Below are 18,556 nucleotides of genomic sequence, written 5' to 3'. Positions count from 1 at the left end.
CTGCTCCGCTGGAATCGCTCGATTACATTGCAATCGTATTCAATCCATTGCCTCGATGGACGATCCACGAAGGACAGGGATGAGGGATGTGCATTGCGCCCTCACCTACGTGAACATGCGCAACCCATCGGCCTTCAGTAGAGCATTGCGCCGTTACGCGAGTCGCAACATAGGGACTTGGGGCAATCCCGTTTCCCCTTTGGGCAATATCGGGCAGAAGCCTTCCCTTTCGCGATCCCGGCCACTACATTACGCACTGCAAGCGCACAGCATCGACGCTGCAAAAGCGCCTGCTGAAGCGATGCTTTCACGTTTCTGCGGCTTCTCGCTCATATGCCGGGAGAACACGATGAAGAGAAGGGTTACATGCATGGTCGTAATGGCCGCGACACTCGTTGCACCACAGGCTTTCGCGCAGGCTTCCGCTCCAGTCGCGGCAAGCAGTGTCGCCAATCCGGTGGACCCCGCGGCGGTCGAAGCGCTGAAGAAGATGGGGACTTACCTCCAGTCACTCAAGCGCTTTAGCGTTTCGACCGAACTCACCGGCGAACGCGTGCTGGAAGACGGCCAGAAGCTCCAGCACACGGCAACGGCGGACCTCGACGTCGACCGGCCGCACCGCATACGCGCGCTCATGTCGAGCGCACGCAGCCAGCGCGAAATCATCTTCGACGGCAAGACGGTCACGCTTTTTTCGCCGGCTGGGAAGTACTACTCGAGCGTCGCGTTCGACGGCACGATCTCTGGATTGATCGACAAGCTGCGCGAGAACTATGGTGTGGAGTTCCCACTCGCCGACCTGTTCATCTGGGGAACACCGGACGCCCCGGCCGACCAGTTCGAGTCCGCCATGTTCGCGGGCCAGGACTATATCGGCTCTGACCTCTGCGATCACTACGCATTCCGCCAGAAGGACCTTGACTGGCAAGTGTGGATCAAGACCGGGGAAAGTCCATTGCCGCGCAAGATCGTGATCACGCGCCGCGACGACGATGCACGCCCGCAGTCCACTTCGATCATCGACTGGACGACGCACGCCACCTTCAACGACGCCACGTTCTCGTTCCATCCGCCCGCTGGCGCGAAGAAGATCGAAATCGTTCCGGTCAAGAACAAGGGGTAGGCCCATGAAGACCACACTCATGCGAAATCCCGTCCGACTCCTTCCTGTCGTGCTCGCTGCCTGCATTGCCTTCACAGTGTCGCCTTCCGCAGACGCCTTTAGGGGCGGCGGTGGCGGCGTGCACCCGGGCGGTGGTGGCGGGCACCCGGGCGGCGGCGTACACCCGGGCGGCGGTGGCGCGCACCCGGACGGTGGCGGCGGTGCACGCGCCAATCGCCCGCCCGTCAACAACGTGAACGCCGACGCGCGCACGCGCAACGTCCGCAACACGAGCGTGAATAACGTCAACGCGAATCGCAATGTCAACGTGAATCGCAACGTCAATGTGGACGTGCACAACGATTACCATCACGGCGGCTGGGACGACGACTACCACCCGGTCGCCACGGCTGCCGCCGTCACCGCCGCCGTGGGCGTGACCTCGGCTGTGGTCGGCTCCATGGTCCGTTCGGTGCCTTCCAACTGCGTGCCGGTGAACTATGGCGGCATGGTGTACCAGCAATGCGGCGGCACCTGGTACCAGCCGCAGGGGGCGCAGTACGTCGTGGTCAACGCGCCGTATTGACTCGCGTTGCCGTTTCCATCAGCGTAACGCGTACACGCGGGATTTTTGCACCGCCCCGGGGACATCCGCCTGCGGGCGGTGCCCTCGCGAATATCGCCGAAAACTGGAGGACACCATGAGCTCGCTGATGGCAAAGGTAAAGGAAGAATTCAAGAAGGTTTTGCCGCCAACTATCTTCTTCTTCGTCATTCTCCATATCGTCGCGCTGATCCGTTCGCTGATGGTCAAGGAGACTGGCCTTTCGTTGCCAACCTCTGCGTCGGTGCTCATCTCGTCGCTCATACTCGGCAAGTCGGTGCTGCTCGCGGACATGCTGCCCTTCATCAACCGCTTTCCCGACAAACCACTCATCTGGAACGTGGCGTGGAAGACGCTGATGTACGCGCTCGTCGCGCTCGTCATTCATTATCTTGAGCGGCTCTATGACTTCTGGAAAGAAGCCGGCAGTTTCGCTGCCGCAAACCACGAAATGCTCATCCATATCAGCTGGCCGCGTTTCTGGGCCGTCCAGATACTGCTTGTGACGCTGATCTTCAACTACTGCGTGATCGCGGAGCTGGCCCGGGCGCTCGGCAAGAATCGGCTCAAAACAATGTTCCTCGGCCCGCTGCCCACCTCCAGCGCCTCGGCCCATTCATAGCGAGGACGCGCCGTTTCGCGCGGCGCGCTTCCCTCCCCTGCGCCTAGAATGCCTTGCGCAATTGCACCCAGCAGTGCACGGATGTGTTGGCGTTCGCGCTGAGTATTTCCGGCGTGCGGCCAAACGGGAAAGCCAAACTGGCGCTCAGCAGAAGCTTGTAGGGGCCGTTCCATTGCACACCAAAGCCGGCGCTGCTCAACTGGCCGGTGTTGGGTCCGGGAACGAACGGGTTCTTGTACTGCTGCACCCACCCCGTATCGACGAAGATGGAAAACTCCCAGATTCCCGGTATGTTCTGGAACGCGGCGTCGTGCCGGTATTCGACGGTGGCCAGATAGCCCCGGGAGCCGGACAGCACGCCAACGTCGTAGCCGCGCACGCTATCGGGTCCGCCCAGGTAGAACTGCTCGGAGGTGTCGAGGTTCTTGCTCGACGTCTGCCCGGAGAAGCCGAAGTACAGCGCATCGCTGCGCGTGAACTGCTGCAGTCGCGACAGCGAGAGCGCGAGCTTGACGTAATGGCCCGCTGTGTCCGCGCCGAGCTGGTCGATGATGTCGGTCTGCAAATTGTTTGCCGCGAGCACGCCGTAGGTCAACGCGAGGCGTGCATTGGTCACGCCCGTCGAATCGAGCTGGTCGCCCGCGAGCGTGCTGGTCACGCTGTTCGTGTGGCGATCGTTCTGGAGTCCGATGATATCGATGTTGTCGTTCAGCCTGCGGAAATCATATTCGATCTGCCCGTAGAGATTGCCCCGCGTATTGCGGATCAGCGGCTGCGCCAGCACCACGCCCCCAACGAATGCCGACCCGTGCGCTTCCAGATCGGAGAGATCGTTGCGCAGATGGTAGTTGAGTCCCGACACCGTGGCCCCGAGCGTCGTGCCCTGGCCGTTGAGCAGGTAGCGGTAGTCCATGCGGCCGTAGGTCATGCCTGGGCCTGTCGTCAGCGCACTAAAGTCGAGCAGGTCGCCCTGGTTGAACGGGCCGTTGATGTTCAGGCTGCCGCTGCCGCGCACGCGCCCGCTATAGGGGTCGCCGAAGTTGTCCACGCCAGCATCGCCGGTCACGCGCTGCTGGGGCGTCACGTCGACGAGCAGATCGGACGTGCCCACCTGCTGCCCAGGCCGAAGCGTCGAGCTCACCTGCGCGCCCGGAATGTCCTGCATGAGCAGTAGCGTGCGTTCGAGTTCGAATTCGCTGACCGGCTGTCCCGACTGCAACGCCGCAAGCGTATTGTTCAACACGCGGTCCGATACCTGGCTCTGGTTGTTCAGCGAGACGGCGCCGTAGCGCGCTTCGGCCACGTCGATCCGCACGACGCCGTTCTCGATCGTCTGCGCGGGCACGTAGGCGGTGGCGAGCGGGTAGCCGTGCTCGTGATACACGTCGCTGATCTGGTCGGCGAGCGCGTTCAGGTCGCTCAACGTGAGGTTCTTGCCCTCGCTCGGCGCCACTACGGCGTGCAGCATGTCGGTGGGCAGTTCCGTGTTGCCGGTGATCTCGATCTGACGCACCGGGAACGTCTTCGTGTTGTCCGCCGGCGCGCCCTTCGGCTGCTGGATCGTGAGGTCGAGGTTCGAGGGCGGCGGCTGCAACGAAGGCTGCGGCGCCTGCTGGAGCAACTGGCCGCTATTGGGCGGCGTCGGCACGCGCACTTGCCCGTGCGCGGCAAGAACCGTCGCTCCGAGCGCGGCGGCAAGACTGCTTCGTGTTCTGCACAGGCGCTTCGAGCGGATCTCGATCATGGTATGAAGATGCCGTGGGGCGCTTGCGCGCGCGCGTTGTTCTTATCCTCCACCCGGAGGCCTCAATTCGATGGCAGCCGGACCCCGCCGTTGAGCACGGTGAGCGCGATTCCCGGATGGAAGTCCGCGCGCGCCAGATTGCGCTCATTGGGATGGTCTTCCTGCTTCTGATTGCCCGCGTAGCTACCCTGCGCGCTGTCGGAAGCGGTGCCGTATGGCGTCGTCACATCGTCCGCTGCGAGCGGCGCCTGGACGCTCGTGAGCGTGCCCGTAGGCACCGGGGCAAGCGGCGCAATGATGTCGGCGGTGAGGCCGGTTGGCTGCACTAGCACGTAATTGCCCGAGTCGGCGCCGCTGGCGGTCATCGTCGTGCCGACCGGCTTGTTGAAGCCCACGGCCGGATTGTTGAAATAGCCCACGGCGTCGTTACCGAGCGTCACGTTGTCGTGTCCGAGCACGCCGGAAAGCGTCGCGCCCGAGAGCGCGTCGAACGCCGTGCCGTCATAGGTCCGGTTGCTCGTGTGCGTGCCCACCACGATGAGGGGCGCGGGCGTGACCGTCACCCAGTCCACGCCGCCCGCCAGTGTGTAGTTGCCGGCGAGCGCCGCGCCGTTGCCGGTCAGCGTGTAGCCGCCGAGTCCGCCAGGCGCGAAGGCGATCTGGTTGCCGACGCTCTTCGTGGAGAGCGTTCCGCTACCGGCAAGCGTGAGCGTCTCGCCATTCACGCCCTGAACGACACCATTCGCGCCGAACAGGCTCGCCGACGCGCCGGTGCTCGCGTCGTACACGCGGCTGCCCGTGAGATCGAGCACGACAGGCGTGATGTTGGCCGACGTGGTTGCCACCGTATTGAACGTGTAGTTGCCGGCGTCCGCGCCGCCGCCCGCAATGCCCGTCACGAGAATGGGAATGCCGCTGCCGGCATTCGGCGTGACGAAGTTCGACGACTGCGCGCTGAAGCTCACATTGTCGCCGCCAAGAATCCCGTTACTCGCGAGGCCAACCGAGGCGGTGCGCGTGCCGTCGTAGCTCTTGCTCGTACCCGTCGCGGTCACGGTGACGGCGAGCGGCGTGATGGTGACCCAGTCCACACCGCCAGCCAGCGTGTAATTGCCCGCAAGCGCTGAGCCGTTGGCGCTGAGCGTGTAGCCGGAAAGGCCGCCCGCTGCAAACGGCTGCTGCTGTCCGGCGTTGCGGCTCGAAAGCGTGCCCGTGCCTGATAGCGAGAGCGTCTGGCCGGCCACACCCGTGAGTTGCCCACCATTGCCGAAGAGGCTGGCGCTGGCCTGGTTCGTGCCGTCGTAGACGCGGCTGCCGGTGAGGTTCAGCACAAACGGAAGAATGTCCGCCGTCGTCAAAGCCGAAGTGTTGTAGGTGTAATTGCTGAGATCGCTGCCCGTTCCCGTGATGCCCGCCACGTTGACCGCGATGCCGTTGCCCGCGTTCGGCGTGGCGAAGTTCGCACTGCCAGCCGCGAAGGTGGCCGTGTCGCCGGCCACGAGGCCGCTCACGGCCAACCCGTTGAGCACCGCCGTGGTGGTGGCGTCGTACGTCTTGTTCTGCGCGCTGGCCGTGATCGTGAGCGCGCGCGGGGTGATGTCCGCGCTCGTCGTGACGACCTTGCTGCCGAACGTATAGTTGCTGATGTCCGTGCCGTTGCCGTAGAGACCCACCGTGATGGGAATCGCTGTGCCCACGTTAGCCGTGGCGAAATCCGCCGAGTTGTAGCCCACCGAAGCGTTGTCGCCCGCCACGAGGCCATTCACGGTGAAGCTGCTGAGCTGTGCGGTCGTGGTGCCGTCGTAGACCTTGTTTTCGCCCACGGCCGCGATCGTCACCGGTTTCGGCGTGATGTTGACCCAGTCGCCAACGCCGCTACCGAGCGTGTAGTTGCTCCCCAGCGCGCCGTTGTTGCCGGTGAGCGTGAAGCTCGTGACGCCGTTAGCCGCGAACGGCTGCTGCACATTCACGTTCTTGCTCGCGAGCGTACCGGTGCCGGAGAGCGTGAGCGTTTCGCCGTTCACGCCCGTTAGCACACCGTTATTGCCGAACAGGCTGGCGGCAGCGCCGGTGGTGCCGTCATACACGCGCGTGCTCTGCAGGGTCAGGATATACGGGAAGATGTCGGCGGCGGCCGTCGCGGTGGCGTTGTACGTGTAGTTGCCCGCGTCCGCGCCGCTCGCCGTGATGCCGCTTATCGTGACCGGAATGCCGTTGCCCGCATTCGGCGTGGAGAAGTTCGCAGTACTGAAGCCAAAATTCACGGTATCGCCCGCCAGCACGCCCGTGGGCGTGATCGTCGCCGTGGCAGCGGTCGTGCCGTTGTAGTACCGGCTTTGCGCCGTCGCGCCGACCGTGACGGCAAGCGGATTGATGGTCACCCAGTCGGTGCCGCCCGTGAACGTGTAGTTGCCGGCCAGCGCAGCGCCGTTGCCCGTAAGCGTGAAGCCCGCGAGGCCGTTGGCCGCGAACGGCACCTGCGAGCCCGCGTTCTTCGTGGAGAGCGTGCCTGTGCCGGAGAGCGTGAGCGTCTCGCCGTTCACGCCCGTCAGCGTGCCGTTGCTGCCGAACAGGCTGGCAGCGGCACCCGTGGTGCCGTCGTATGTGCGCGAGCCCGTGAGGTTCAGCACGACGGGCAGGATGTTCGCCGCCGTCAACGCGACGGCGTTGTACGAGTAGTTGGTCGCGTCCGCGCCGCTCGCGGTGATGCCGTTCACCGTGACGACAATGCCGTTGCCCGCGTTCGGCGTGGCGAAGTTCGCACCGCCGAAGCCAAAATTCACGGTGTCGCCCGACAGCACGCCGTTGCTGCCGATCGCCGCCGTGGCGGCGGTCGTGCCGTCGTAGGTCTTGTTTTGCGCGGTTGCGCTCACGACGATGGGGCGCGCCGTGATATCGCCCGTCAAGCCAGTGGGCTGCGTCAGCACATAATTGCCGGCGTCGGTGCCGCTGATGGTCATCGTCGCGGCCGTTACGGGCTTGCTGGTGCCCACGTTCTTGTCCGCGAACGTGCCCGTGGTGTCGTTGCCGAGCGCCACGTTGTCTCCCGCGAACACGCCGGCGAGCGTCGCGCCGCTCAGCGTGGCGTTCGTGGTGGCGTCGTAGACCTTTGTGTTCACCGAGGTGCCGTTGACGGCGAGCGTCGCCGGCGTGATGTTGACCCAGTCCGTGCCGCCAGCGAACGTGTAGTTGCTGGCCAGCGCGGCGCCGTTGCCGGTGAGCGTGAAGCCCGCAAGGCCGTTCGCGGCGAACGCCTGCTGCGCGTTCACGTTCTTGCTCGCGAGCGTACCGGTGCCAGTGAGCGTGAGCGTTTCGCCGGCCACTCCCGTCAGCGTTCCATTGCTGCCGAACAGGCTCGCGGCGGCGTTGGTCGTGGAGTCATACACGCGCGTGCCGGTGAGGCTCAGGACATACGGCGTGATATTGGCCGTGGTCGTCGCGGTCGTATTCGTGAACGTGTAATTGCCTATGTCGGCGCCGGATTCGTTGATGCCCAGAACCGTCACCAGCTTGCCCGTGCCAACGTTCTTCGTGTCGAAATCGGCGGATTGATCACTGAACACCACCTGGTCGCCCGACACGACGCCAGGGCTGCTGAGCTGCACGGTGGCCGTGGTCGTACCGTCGTAGACCTTGTTGCTGGCAGTGGCTTGCACCGTCACGCCAAGCGGCGTGATGTTGGCCGTGAGGCCACTGGGCTGCACCAGCACGTAGTTGCCCGCATCGGTGCCCGAGATCGTCATGCTCGTGGTCACGGGCTTGCCTGTGCCGACGTTCTTGTCGTTGAACTGGCCCTGCGTATCGTTGCCAAGCGCGACGGTATCCGAACCCAGCACGCCGCTGAGCGTGGCGCCCAACAACTGCGCAATCGCATTGCCGTCGTACACCTTGTTCTGGGCGACCGTGTTGAGGACGTTCAGCGTAGCGGGCGTTACCGTGACCCAGTCGTTGCCGCCCACGAGCGTATAGTTGCTCGCCTTCGCCGTGCCATCGGCGGTCAGCGTATAGCCGCTCAGGCCGTTCGTCGCGAATGGCTTCTGGTTGCCCACGTTCTTGTCGACCAGCTGCCCGGTTCCGCTGAGTGTCAGCGTCTCGCCGTTCTGCCCTTGCAGCACGCCGTTCGTGCCGAACAGAGTCGCGGCGGCGTTGGCCGTGGTGTCGTAGATGCGTGTGCCCTGCAGACTCAACACGCGCGGCGTGATGTTGGCCGTGGTGTCCGCCGTGGTGTTGGCGAACGTGTAGTTGGCCGCGTCGGCGCCGCTCGCCGAAATGCCGGTCACGTGCACCGCGAGGTTGTTGCCCACGTCCGACTGGGAAAAGTTGGCCGCCTGATCGGTAAACGTCACCTGGTCGCCCGCCACCACGGCGGCGCTGCCCAGATTGACCTGCGCCGTCGTCGTGCCGTCGTACTGCTTGTTGATGCCGGTGGCCGCAATCGTTACGCCCAACGGCGTGATGCTGGCGAAAATGCCGGTCGGCTGGATCAGCGTGTAGTTGCTCGCGTCCGTGCCCGAAATCGTCATCTGGGTGGAAACGGGCTTGTTCGTGCCCACGTTTTTGGTGTCGAACTGGCCCGTCGCGTCGTTGCCGAGCGCGACGTTGTCGCTGCCGATCACGCCGCTCAGCAGGGCATTTTGCAAGGTCGCTGTTCTCGTGCCGTCGTAGACCTTGTCGAGCGCGGTCGTATTGAGCACAGTGAGCATGGCGGGCGTGATCGTTACCCAGTCGGTGCCGCCCGCGAGCGAGTAGTTGCTCGCCAGGCCGCTGCCGTTGCCCAGCGTCAGCGTGCCGAGGTTCGAAAACGGCAGCTGGTTGCCCACGTTCTTGCTGGTCAGCGTGCCGTTGCCGGTGAGCGTCAGCGTCTCGCCGTTGACGCCAGCGACCACGCCCGCGCTCGAGAACAGATTCGCGTTGGCGTTGGTCGTGGCGTCGTACACGCGCGTGCCGGTGAGATTGATGATCTTCGCCGTAATCTCGCCGAGCGTGCCCGTGGCCTGGGTCGGCAGGCTGTAGTTCGACAGATTCGTGCCCAGCGCCGCCGTATAGTCCGACGGCTCGAGCGTCGCGCTGATACCGACATGCGTACCCACGTTCGGCGAGAAATAGCCGCTGGCCGCGGTCTGCGTGACCGTGGCGCTCTGGCTCCCCACAAAGCCCGTAATGGTGAAGTCCGATGCGCCGAGCGTCACCGAGGTCGTGCCGTCGTACTGCTTGATGGGGTTGCCCGTGATGGTGACCGCGATCGGTGCCGGTGTGATGTTGGCGAACAGGTTCTGCGGTTGCTGGACGGTGTAGTTGCCCGCCTGCGCGCCGCTCAGGGTGAAGCCGCTCGCGGTGACCTGCAGGTTCGTGCCCGCGTTCGCCGTGACGAACTGGCCGCCCGCGCTGCCCGACGAGAGCGTCACGTTATCGCTGCCGAGCACGCCGGAGAGCGTCGCGCTTCTGCTGTTGATCGTGGCGGCGGTCGTGCTGTCGTACACCTTGTTGTTCGCCACGGCGCCGTTCACGATCAGTGGCGCGGGCGTGATGTTCGCGGCAAGCCCGGCAAGAGGTTGAAGCGTGTAGTTGCCGGCCGCGCTGCCCGAAATGCTGAAGCCACTGGCCGTCACCGCGATGTTGTTGCCCACGTTGGACTGGGCGAACGTGCCGGCGGTAGAGGTGTTGAGCGTGACATTGCCGGCGTCGGATGGAACCACGCCCGAGAGCGCGGCGCTGCTCACGTCGAGCGTATCAGCGGTCGTCGTGTCGTAGACCTTGCTGGTCGCGAAAGTATTGATGATGAAAAGCGGTGCCGGAGTGATGGTTCCCAGGCCCGACGCCGAGGTGGGCAGCAGGTAATTGCTGAGCAGCGTGCCGCTGTTGGCCGTGTAGTTGCTCGGCACGAGCGCCCCGCTCACGGTCCGTGTTCCCGCGTTGGCCTGCGCGTAATTGAACTGCGTGGTGGGTGTGATGCTTGCGCCCTCGCCGCTCACGAAGCCGCCGATCAGGAAGTTGCTGCCGCTCACGCGCGCGATCGTGTCGCCGTTGTAGACCTTGGTCGGGTTGCCGATGATCGTGACGGTTAGCTGGGCCGGAAGAATCGTGCCCGCCCCATACGCCGTAATCGGGAACGAGTAGTTATTCAGATTCGTGCCCGGTCCGGCCGCGAGGTCGGACTCGGCCAGGTTCGCCGTCACCCCCTGCGGTCCGGCGTTCTTCGACGCGTACTGCCCGGTGATGGTATGCGACACCGTCGCGCTGTCGGTGCCCACGAACCCGCTGAACGTGAAATCGCTGGCGGGGATCGTAGCGACCGTGTTGCCATCGTAGGTTTTAGACGGGTTGTTGGTGATCGACGCCGTCACCTCTCCGCTGATCGGCCGCTGCACGATCGTACCCATGCCCGTTGCCGTGGCCGGCAATGCGTAGTTGGACAGCAGCGTGTTCGGGCCGGCCTGGAAATTGCCCGTCGTGAGCGTCGTGCTCACGCCCTGGTAGCCGACGTTGGGCGTTGCATAGGCGCCCGTCGTCGGAAACGGACTCAGGGCGATGGACTCGCCGGGAATCGCGCCGAGCACCTGGTAGTTGCCGGCGCCGAGCGTGGCAGTGGCGGTGCCGTCGTAGACCTTGGTCGGATTGTTGATGATGTCGACTACGACCGGCGCGGGCGTGATGATGCCGGTCGCGGAAGTCACCGTAGACGGGAACGTGTAGTTCGACATCGACGTGCCGGTCGCCGGCACGAAGTCCGACGGCCTGAGCTCCGCGCTAATGGCGATGTTGGTGCCCGCGTTGGGCGTGACGTAGGTCGCGGAAGTCTGGCCGATAGTCGCGCTCTGGCCGCCCACGAAGCCGGCGATCGTGTAGTTCGCCTGGGTCAGCGTGGCATTGGCCGAACCGTCGTAGACCTTGGTCGGGGAGCCGAGGAAGGTGATCGTGAGCGGCGCGGGCGTGATGTTCGCAGTCAGACCCGTGATGCCCGTCACCGAGTAATTCCCGGCCGCCGATCCGCCCAGCGTGAAGCCGCTCGCCGAGACCGCCAGGTCGGTGCCCACGTTGGACTGGCTGAACGTGCCCTTGGCCCCGCTCGTGGAGAGCGAGACATTGGCGGCGTCCGAGGGCACGAGGCCCGTGATCGTGGCGCCGCCCAGGTTGAGCGTGGCGGTCGTGGTGGCGTCGTACACTTTGTCGTTCGCCGTCACGCCGGTGATCGTCAAGATCTTCGGCGTGATGTTGGCGGCAAGATAGAGCGGCACCGAAATCTGATAGTCGGCCGACTTCGCGCCCGTCAGCGTGAAGCCCGAAGGCACGACGGAAATATTGTTCCCTACGTTGGGCGTGACAAACGCGCCCGTTGCGCCGCTCGTCTCGAGCGTGACCTGCCCGCTGTCCGAGCTGATGACACCGAAGAGCGACGCGCCACTCACGTTGAGCGTCGCGGCCCGCGTGCCGTCATAGACCTTGTTGCTCGCGATGAGCCCGCTGATCAGCAGCGGCGCGGGCGTAATGGTGCCGGTTCCGGCCGCTGCAGTCGGCAGTGTGTAGTTCGCGAGGTTCGTGCCGCTGTTCGCCACGAAATTGGTCGACGTGAAGCTCGCGTTCACGGCAATGCCCGTGCCGGCATCCGCGCCCGCATACGAAACGGAGCTGGCCTGGTTCACGCTCGCGCCCTGCCCGGCCACGAAGCCCGTGAAGCTGTAGTTGCTGGCCGTGAGCGGCGCCGAAGTCGTGCCGTCGTACACCTTGGTCGGGTCGTTGACGATGCTGACCGTGAGCGGCGCGGGCGTGATCGTGCCGATATCGGCCGACGCCGTGCCTTTCGCCTGGTAGCCGTACGCCGGAATGCCCGTCGACGTATTGATGACGACGCCTGCAAACGTCGTCGGCGAGTTCACGGTGATGCTGGTGCCCGCGTTGGACGTGGCATAGCTGCCGGTAGCGCTGGCAACCGCATCGCCGTTCACGAGCCCCGTCGTCTGCAGATTCGCGTTGGTCAGGTGCGCGGTGGTCGTGCCGTCGTAGACCTTGGTCACGCTGCCCGTGAGGCCCGTTAGCGTAATCGTGGGCGCGAGGCTGTAGAGAAAGCCGTTGCCGGAGGCCGCAGGCGTCGTGCCATAGGGCGCGTTGTACTGGATGTACGACGGCGCGAGACCGCCCGCAGTGTCGAGCCGCGGGTCGGTCGAGTAGATCAGCCAGGGCGCCGAGGTGCCGGTGCTCACGGCCGCGCTGCCCGCGTTGTTCACGAAATTCGCCTTCGTCGACAGTATGACGCCCGCGCCGCCCGTCACCGATGCGCCCGAGGCGATCGTCAGGTTGCCCGTGCCCGCCTGCATGTTCACGGCACCCGCGCCGGTCACGGGCGCGTTCACGAAGATCGCGTTGAACGCCTCGAGCGTGAGGCTCGCGGAGGCGTTGGTCCAGCTGATGGCCGCGTTGACATTGATGTCGCCCGCACCTGGCGACTGCACGCCAGCTCCCGACGTGCCCGATGCCGTTGTCTGCTCGACGACGTTCGTGCCGCCGTTCAGCGTGCTCGAAATCTGGCTGGCCGCATTGGCGTCGATGGTCAGGTCGGTCGGATCGACGAGCCACGTGCCGGCGCGCCCGAACGGCGCCGCCGCCGTGATGTGCGTGTCGGGCGCGACATTGAAATGCGCCGCCGACGTTTCTATCGAACCGCCGTCGCCGCCGTTCGGCGCGCTCGCGTCGAGCGTGCCGCCTACGTTGACCTGCCCCGCCGTCATGCCGCCAAGCAGCACGATCTTGCCCTCGTGGTCCTCCACGGTCTGCGCGCGCACCTTGCCCGAGTTGTTCACAGCGCTGGCGAGGAGCGCGTCCTTCGCGCCCGCGGTCATGATCACCTGTCCGCCGTCGGCGACCAGCAGTTGCCTGTTCTCGGCCAGATTGTCGAGTGTGCTCGCATCGACCTGGATGTGGACGAGCCGGGAGCCGTCGAACGTGAGAGTCGCCGCGCTTCCTCCCGCCAGCGCGATCGTGCCGAGCCTCGCGCTGATGACTCCCTGATTGGATACGCGATTGCCAAGGAGTGCGACATATCCACCGTCGGCTGCAGTAATCGTACCCTGATTGACGATGCTACCCTGCCCGCTCCCACTGAACCGGCGGCTATTGCTGCCGAGGCTGCTCGGGTCGACGTCGAGCGTGGAGGCGACGATGCCGCCAACGTTCACTCTCGCAGACGGCCCGAACAGCACACCGTTGGGATTGATGAGCCACACCTGTCCATTAGCGTTGAGATTGCCAAGGACGGCACTCGGCGTGCTGCCGAGAATGCGGTTGACCGCGAGCGAACTGCTGCCAGGCTGAACGAAATCGACGGTCTGGCCCGCACCCACATTGAAACTGCGCCAGTTCAGTTGCAGCGTCTGGCTGCTCTGCTGGATCGTGGTCGTCGAGCCTGACTGCTGGATCGTGCCGGCGCCCGAAACGATCTGGCCACCGCTGGGTCCGCCTGCTGCGTACGCCAGGCCCATCCACAGAAACGGCGCACCGGAGAGAATGATCGCGACAAGGCGCCTGACGCCTTTGCCGCTTCGGCAAGGACCTCTGCCCGCACGCCGGCTCGCGAGTTCCGAAACGACGACCCATTGCCTGAGAGACCGATTCCAGCACAGCTGGTAGATGTGATTCATGGCATCGCCCATCCTCAGCGTGGGACCAGACCAGACAACGCAGCGGCGGCGTGCAGGCTGGACACCTGGCGACCCGCACGCCAACATGCCGCGCGATTCGCTCGTCCGGATCCGGTTGCGGGGTTCGAATCATCGATCCCAGTAGCCCGTTGTGTAAGTTTTGGTAATTCGACGCAACGCTGCCATAGGGATTAAGGGCAATTCCGTTGCCCCTTGGGGCAATCGCCGCTGACAAGGCGAGATGATGCGGCGCGGGATTGCAGGCCGATGTCGAATCAAGTCTCGGACTCCGTAATTTTTTCCTTTTTGCCACTCTGGGTGGGCCAACACCGCTCATGTGCCTTAATATCATTGCGGTCCGACCCCTGACTACACAACAACGTCCGAGGAGTTGAGATGGAACAGCTGGTACACCACCCCATCTATCTGTTTATCGTGCTGCTCGTGCTGCTTTGCGTCGCTGCCGCGCTCGGCGCGCATGTCTTGCAACGTGCCTTTCCGCTGGGGGAAGACGCACGGGACAACTTCAACGTCATACAGGGCGCCACCCTCACGCTGCTTGCGCTGTTGATTGGCTTTACGCTATCCATGGCCGTGAGCCGCTACGACCAGCGCAAAAACTACGAGGAAGAAGAAGCCAACGCGATCGGCACGCAATATCTGCGCGCGGACCTGCTTGGCGAAGTCGATGCGCCGAAGATCAAGGCCCTGCTCGCGCAGTACCTCGCGCTACGCCTTACCTACTACAAGACACGCGACGCTCACGATCTCGAGACCATCAATAGCGCAACGTCGAATCTCCAGGCGCAATTGTGGGCCAGCGTGCGCGGCCCCGCCCTGGCGCGTCCGACGCCGATCTCGGCGCTCGCGGTGTCCGGCATGAACGACGTGCTGAACACGCAGGGCTACACGCAGGCCGCGTGGCTAAACCGAATTCCGCTTTCTGCCTGGGGATTGATGATGGCGATCGCATTCTTCAGCAATCTCATGCAGGGATATGGTTCGCATGGCAGCACGGGGCGGCGTGTTCTGCTGTTCGCACTGCCTATTACCGTCGCGCTTTCGCTGTCGCTGATCGCCGATATTGATAGCCCGCGCGGTGGGCTAATTCGCGTGGTGCCCGTCAATCTGATATCCCTGCAGCAATCACTTGGCTCGATGCCCTGAGTCTTTTGCGACGTCACGAGAGACGTCACCGCACGTGAGGAGAAATCGCGCAGGCGATGCCGTTGCGGCCGCCTCGCGCGTCTGCATCAGAAGCTGTGACACAAACCCACCACGACCACAAACGGCCCGTAAATAAACTGGCGGAAGGCAGCCAGAGTCGAACTGACCCGGGAGCGGCTGACGCCCCCAACCGGGTTTGAAGCCCGGCCGTACCACCGGATACGAATGCCTTCCTTCGTCGAACTCAACTGCAACTACAACTACGCTCGCAAGCACACATCGATGTGCCTACAACCATTCTCGCATCCGGCTATCGTGCCGTAGCAGATGCGTATCGCGCTGAAAGCGAGTATATCCAACGCGATCGAAGTACTCCAGAATCTGGATCGCCCGTTTGCGGCCCAATGCCGTGGCGTCGCGAAACGCCGCGGCATTGACGGCGCCGCCCTGTTCCGCCGCAATCTGCGCAACAGCCCGAGCGAGCATCTGCACCACGTCTCGTTCGTAAAAGAGATCGCGCACGACCTGATACACCTTACCAAGGCGCGCGAGCTTGCGCAGCAACGCACGCACCCTCTCTTCCGGCTGCCCCGTCTCGCGCGCGAGATCCCGCACCCACGGCGGATCGAAACGCCCTTGCGCAAGCAGCGGCATGAGGCGCGCCGCGAGCGCTTCGTCGTCGGCGTCGAGCGTCACCGCGTGCGAAGGCAAATGCAGCCACGGGCCGCTGCGCGACACGCGTCCCTCACGGTCGAGCGCTTCAATCGCGGCGCGCCACACAGCATCGCTCACAAGCGGCGCCGCCATGCGCCGCAAACGCGCCGCGTCCGGCCCCTGCTCGTCGGGCGAGCGTGCATGAAACTCGCCGAGCGCTTCGACAATGCGCTCGGTGAGCCTCGTCCAGTGCGCATGTGCAATCACCGCGCCTTCGTCGTCGCGCCCTTGCGGTGCCATTGAAATCGCATCGGCGGGCAATGCCAGTGCGGCATCGTCGAATCCAGTCAACTGTACCAACGTCGCGCGCGCAATGCCGCGCGGCGCTTCTTCGATCAGCGGTGCGAGGTTCGCTTCGTCGAGCCACGTGCGCAACGCGTCGAGCCATGCGCGTCGTTCAGCCGTCCTGCGCCGCCGCGATGGGCCGAACGGATCGAGCACACGCCCGCCACCTACGGTGTGGTTTGCCTGCGCGTTGCGAACAATAAATCGGTCTCCCGGCAACGCGTGCAACGGCGTGTCGAAAACGAGCTGCACGCGTGCGGCCGCGCCCGGTGCGAGCGTTTCGCCTTCGAGCAAGGCGACGTTCGCAACACGATGCGCCGTGCCGAGGTGCACATGAAGCGGCGACCAGTGCTGCAAGATGATGTCGGCGTCGCCGAGCAACTGCAGTTCGACGTCGAGGCGCATGGCAGGCTCGGCCAGCCGCGCATCGACGATCCAGTCGCCGCGCGTGATCTGTTGCTTGTCGATGCCCGCGAGATTCAGCGCGCAACGCTGACCCGCGCGGCCCGCGTCGCCGGCCTGTACCGCGCGATTCTGCGCATGCAGGCCACGCACGCGCACAGGCGTGGCGGCTGGTGCGAGCACGAGCGCGTCGCCAGCTTGTACACGCCCGGCGAAGACCGTGCCCGTGACCACCGTCCCTTGACCCGTCAGCGTAAAAACGCGATCCACCGCGAGGCGAAAGAGGCCGTCGTCTCGTCGCGCCCGCCATGTACTCGCGCGCTCGCGCAACCAGGCGTCCAGGCGCACCACGCCGTCGTCACGCGGCTGCGTTGCGTTTGTCTCGAAGATCGGTGCGCCCGCAAGCATCGTGTTAGCAAGCTGTGCGGCGATTTCGGCGCGCACGGCATCGAGCCGCGCCGCATCCACGCGATCGGTCTTGGTCAGCGCAATGGCGCCTTGCTGCACGGCTAGCAGTTGCAGAATGGCGAGGTGTTCGCGCGTTTGCGGCATCACGCCGTCGTCGGCGGCAATCACGAGCAAGGCGAAGTCGATGCCGCACGCACCCGCCGCCATCGTATGCACGAGTTTTTCGTGGCCAGGCACGTCGATGAAGCCAAGCACGTCGCCGTTGGCGAGCGGCAGGTACGCGTAACCTAGTTCGATCGAAATGCCGCGCACCTTCTCTTCTTTCAGGCGGTCGGTGTCTACGCCGGTCAACGCGCGGACCAGCGTGGTTTTGCCGTGGTCGATGTGGCCCGCCGTACCGACGATCACAGGCGCAGCTCCGCGAGTTGCGCAGCGAACGCCGCTTCGGCTGCGGGCTCGAGGCAGCGCAGGTCCAGACGTAGGGCGTCGTCGGCAATGCGGCCGATCACGGGCCGCGGAAGCTCGCGAAAGGCGCGTTCGAGCTTGAGCAGCGCGCGGCCGCTGCCGCCCTTGCCCGCATGGCGCACGACGAGCCCGCTGCTCGGCAGCACATCCACAGGCAACGCGCCGCTGCCAATCTGGCTGAACATCGGCTCCACGCTCGCAGCATACGCATCGCCAACCGCACGCTGCAACGCGGGCAGCGCGCGCTGCGCGGCCTCCTGCATTTGCATGGCAGGGCGGGTGAGAAGGCGCAGCGTAGTCAGCCGCTCCTGCAAGAATTCAGGCGCCTGATAGAGCCTCAAAACCGGTTCGAGCGCTGCGAGCGTGAGTTTTCCCACCCGCAACGCGCGCTTGAGCGGGTGTTTCTTGATCTTCGCAATGAGCTCCTTGCGTCCGACGATCAGCCCCGCCTGCGGGCCGCCCAGCAGTTTGTCGCCGCTGAAGGTCACGAGGTCCGCGCCCGCTTCAACAGTCGCGCGCACTGTGGGCTCGGCGGGCAAGCCCCATTGCGCGAGATCGACGAGCGTCCCGCTGCCCAGATCGACCGCAACCGGCAGGCCGTGTTGACGCGCCAACGGCGTGAGCTCATCGAGTTCGACGGTCTTCGTAAACCCGCTGATCGCGTAGTTGCTGCAATGCACCTTCATCAGCAGCGCCGTGCGCGCAGTGATCGCCGCTTCGTAGTCCTTGAGATGCGTTCGATTCGTCGTGCCGATCTCGCGCAAGCGTGCGCCCGCCCGGCTCATGATGTCGGGAATGCGAAACGCCCCGCCAATCTCGACCAGTTCGCCGCGCGAAACGACGACCTCCTTGCGATTGGCGAGTGCGCTCAACAGCAACAGCACCGCCGCCGCGTTGTTGTTGACGACGGTCGCGGCTTCCGCACCCGTCAGTTCACAGATCAGCGAGTCGATCAGATCGTCGCGGTCGCCGCGCTTGCCGCTCGCGAGATCGAATTCGAGGTTCGCGGGTTGCGTGAGCGCCTGCACGACGGCTTCTACGGCCTGGTCCGGGAGCAGCGCGCGGCCGAGATTCGTGTGGAGCACCGTGCCCGTGAGATTGAAGACCGGACGCAGACGGCTTTGCGTGCGTTCGGCCAACCGTCGCGCGGTGGCCGCAATCACGCGCGCCTGCGAAAATGGTTCGGCGTCCTTGTGTTCGTGCGCCAATATGCCGGCTCGCGCATCATGACGCCAGGCATCCTGCGTGGCGCGTATCGCGTCCAGCACCTGAGTGCGGCCGTATTGCGCGATCAGCGGCCGCGCTTCCTCCGAGGCAATCACCCGTTCGACCGCCGGCATGGTTGCGAGCAGCGCGTTGAGGCTGCGCGCATCGTGCTCCGCTGTTTGTCCCACGGTTTCGCTCATGGTGT

At 64.7% G+C, this 18,556-nt stretch carries 8 protein-coding genes and 1 tRNA gene; 4 read left to right on the top strand and 5 right to left on the bottom strand.

Annotated elements, in window-relative coordinates; genetic code table 11:
• Positions 1-349 precede the first annotated feature (349 nt).
• From JMY28_RS26195 to JMY28_RS26185, 3 genes are all read left to right on the top strand, one after another.
• Positions 350-1,123: a DUF2092 domain-containing protein gene (locus JMY28_RS26195; RefSeq protein WP_201698793.1), complete on the top strand. Its 774-nt coding sequence runs from the start codon at positions 350-352 to the stop codon at positions 1,121-1,123.
• A 4-nt stretch (positions 1,124-1,127) separates the two neighbouring features.
• The gene (locus tag JMY28_RS26190) at positions 1,128-1,688 is read left to right on the top strand and encodes a hypothetical protein (RefSeq protein WP_201698792.1); all 561 of its coding nucleotides are present in this window, start codon (positions 1,128-1,130) and stop codon (positions 1,686-1,688) included.
• A gap of 115 nt (positions 1,689-1,803) precedes the next feature.
• Positions 1,804-2,328: a hypothetical protein gene (locus JMY28_RS26185; protein ID WP_201698791.1), complete on the top strand. Its 525-nt coding sequence runs from the start codon at positions 1,804-1,806 to the stop codon at positions 2,326-2,328.
• 43 nt (positions 2,329-2,371) lie between these two features.
• Here the strand turns inward: JMY28_RS26185 and JMY28_RS26180 are convergent, their stop codons facing one another.
• Positions 2,372-4,072: a ShlB/FhaC/HecB family hemolysin secretion/activation protein gene (locus JMY28_RS26180; RefSeq protein ID WP_201698790.1), complete on the bottom strand. Its 1,701-nt coding sequence runs from the start codon at positions 4,070-4,072 to the stop codon at positions 2,372-2,374.
• A gap of 62 nt (positions 4,073-4,134) precedes the next feature.
• The gene (locus JMY28_RS26175) at positions 4,135-13,704 is read right to left on the bottom strand and encodes a YDG domain-containing protein (protein ID WP_201698789.1); all 9,570 of its coding nucleotides are present in this window, start codon (positions 13,702-13,704) and stop codon (positions 4,135-4,137) included.
• A gap of 396 nt (positions 13,705-14,100) precedes the next feature.
• Here JMY28_RS26175 and JMY28_RS26170 point away from each other — a divergent pair, with 396 nt between their 5' ends.
• The gene (locus tag JMY28_RS26170) at positions 14,101-14,871 is read left to right on the top strand and encodes a bestrophin-like domain (RefSeq protein WP_201698788.1); all 771 of its coding nucleotides are present in this window, start codon (positions 14,101-14,103) and stop codon (positions 14,869-14,871) included.
• Between the two features lie 138 nt (positions 14,872-15,009).
• Here JMY28_RS26170 and JMY28_RS26160 read toward each other — a convergent pair.
• The 3 genes from JMY28_RS26160 to selA all read right to left on the bottom strand — a co-directional run bounded on the left by JMY28_RS26160 (position 15,010) and on the right by selA (position 18,551).
• Positions 15,010-15,105, bottom strand: a tRNA-Sec gene (locus JMY28_RS26160).
• A 54-nt stretch (positions 15,106-15,159) separates the two neighbouring features.
• Positions 15,160-17,088 carry a selenocysteine-specific translation elongation factor gene (selB, locus tag JMY28_RS26155; RefSeq protein ID WP_201698787.1) on the bottom strand — a complete coding sequence of 643 codons (1,929 nt, stop codon included), beginning with the start codon at positions 17,086-17,088 and terminating at the stop codon, positions 15,160-15,162.
• On the bottom strand, positions 17,085-18,551 hold the full coding sequence (gene selA / locus JMY28_RS26150; RefSeq protein ID WP_201698786.1) for an L-seryl-tRNA(Sec) selenium transferase: 1,467 nt from the start codon (positions 18,549-18,551) through the stop codon (positions 17,085-17,087). The genes selB and selA overlap by 4 nt, the downstream gene beginning before the upstream one ends.
• Positions 18,552-18,556 lie beyond the last annotated feature (5 nt).

Source organism: Paraburkholderia hiiakae, assembly GCF_904848665.1.
GTDB lineage: Bacteria > Pseudomonadota > Gammaproteobacteria > Burkholderiales > Burkholderiaceae > Paraburkholderia > Paraburkholderia hiiakae.
The sequence above is the reverse complement of the archived record's forward strand: the minus strand, read 5'-3'. Positions and strand labels throughout refer to the sequence as shown.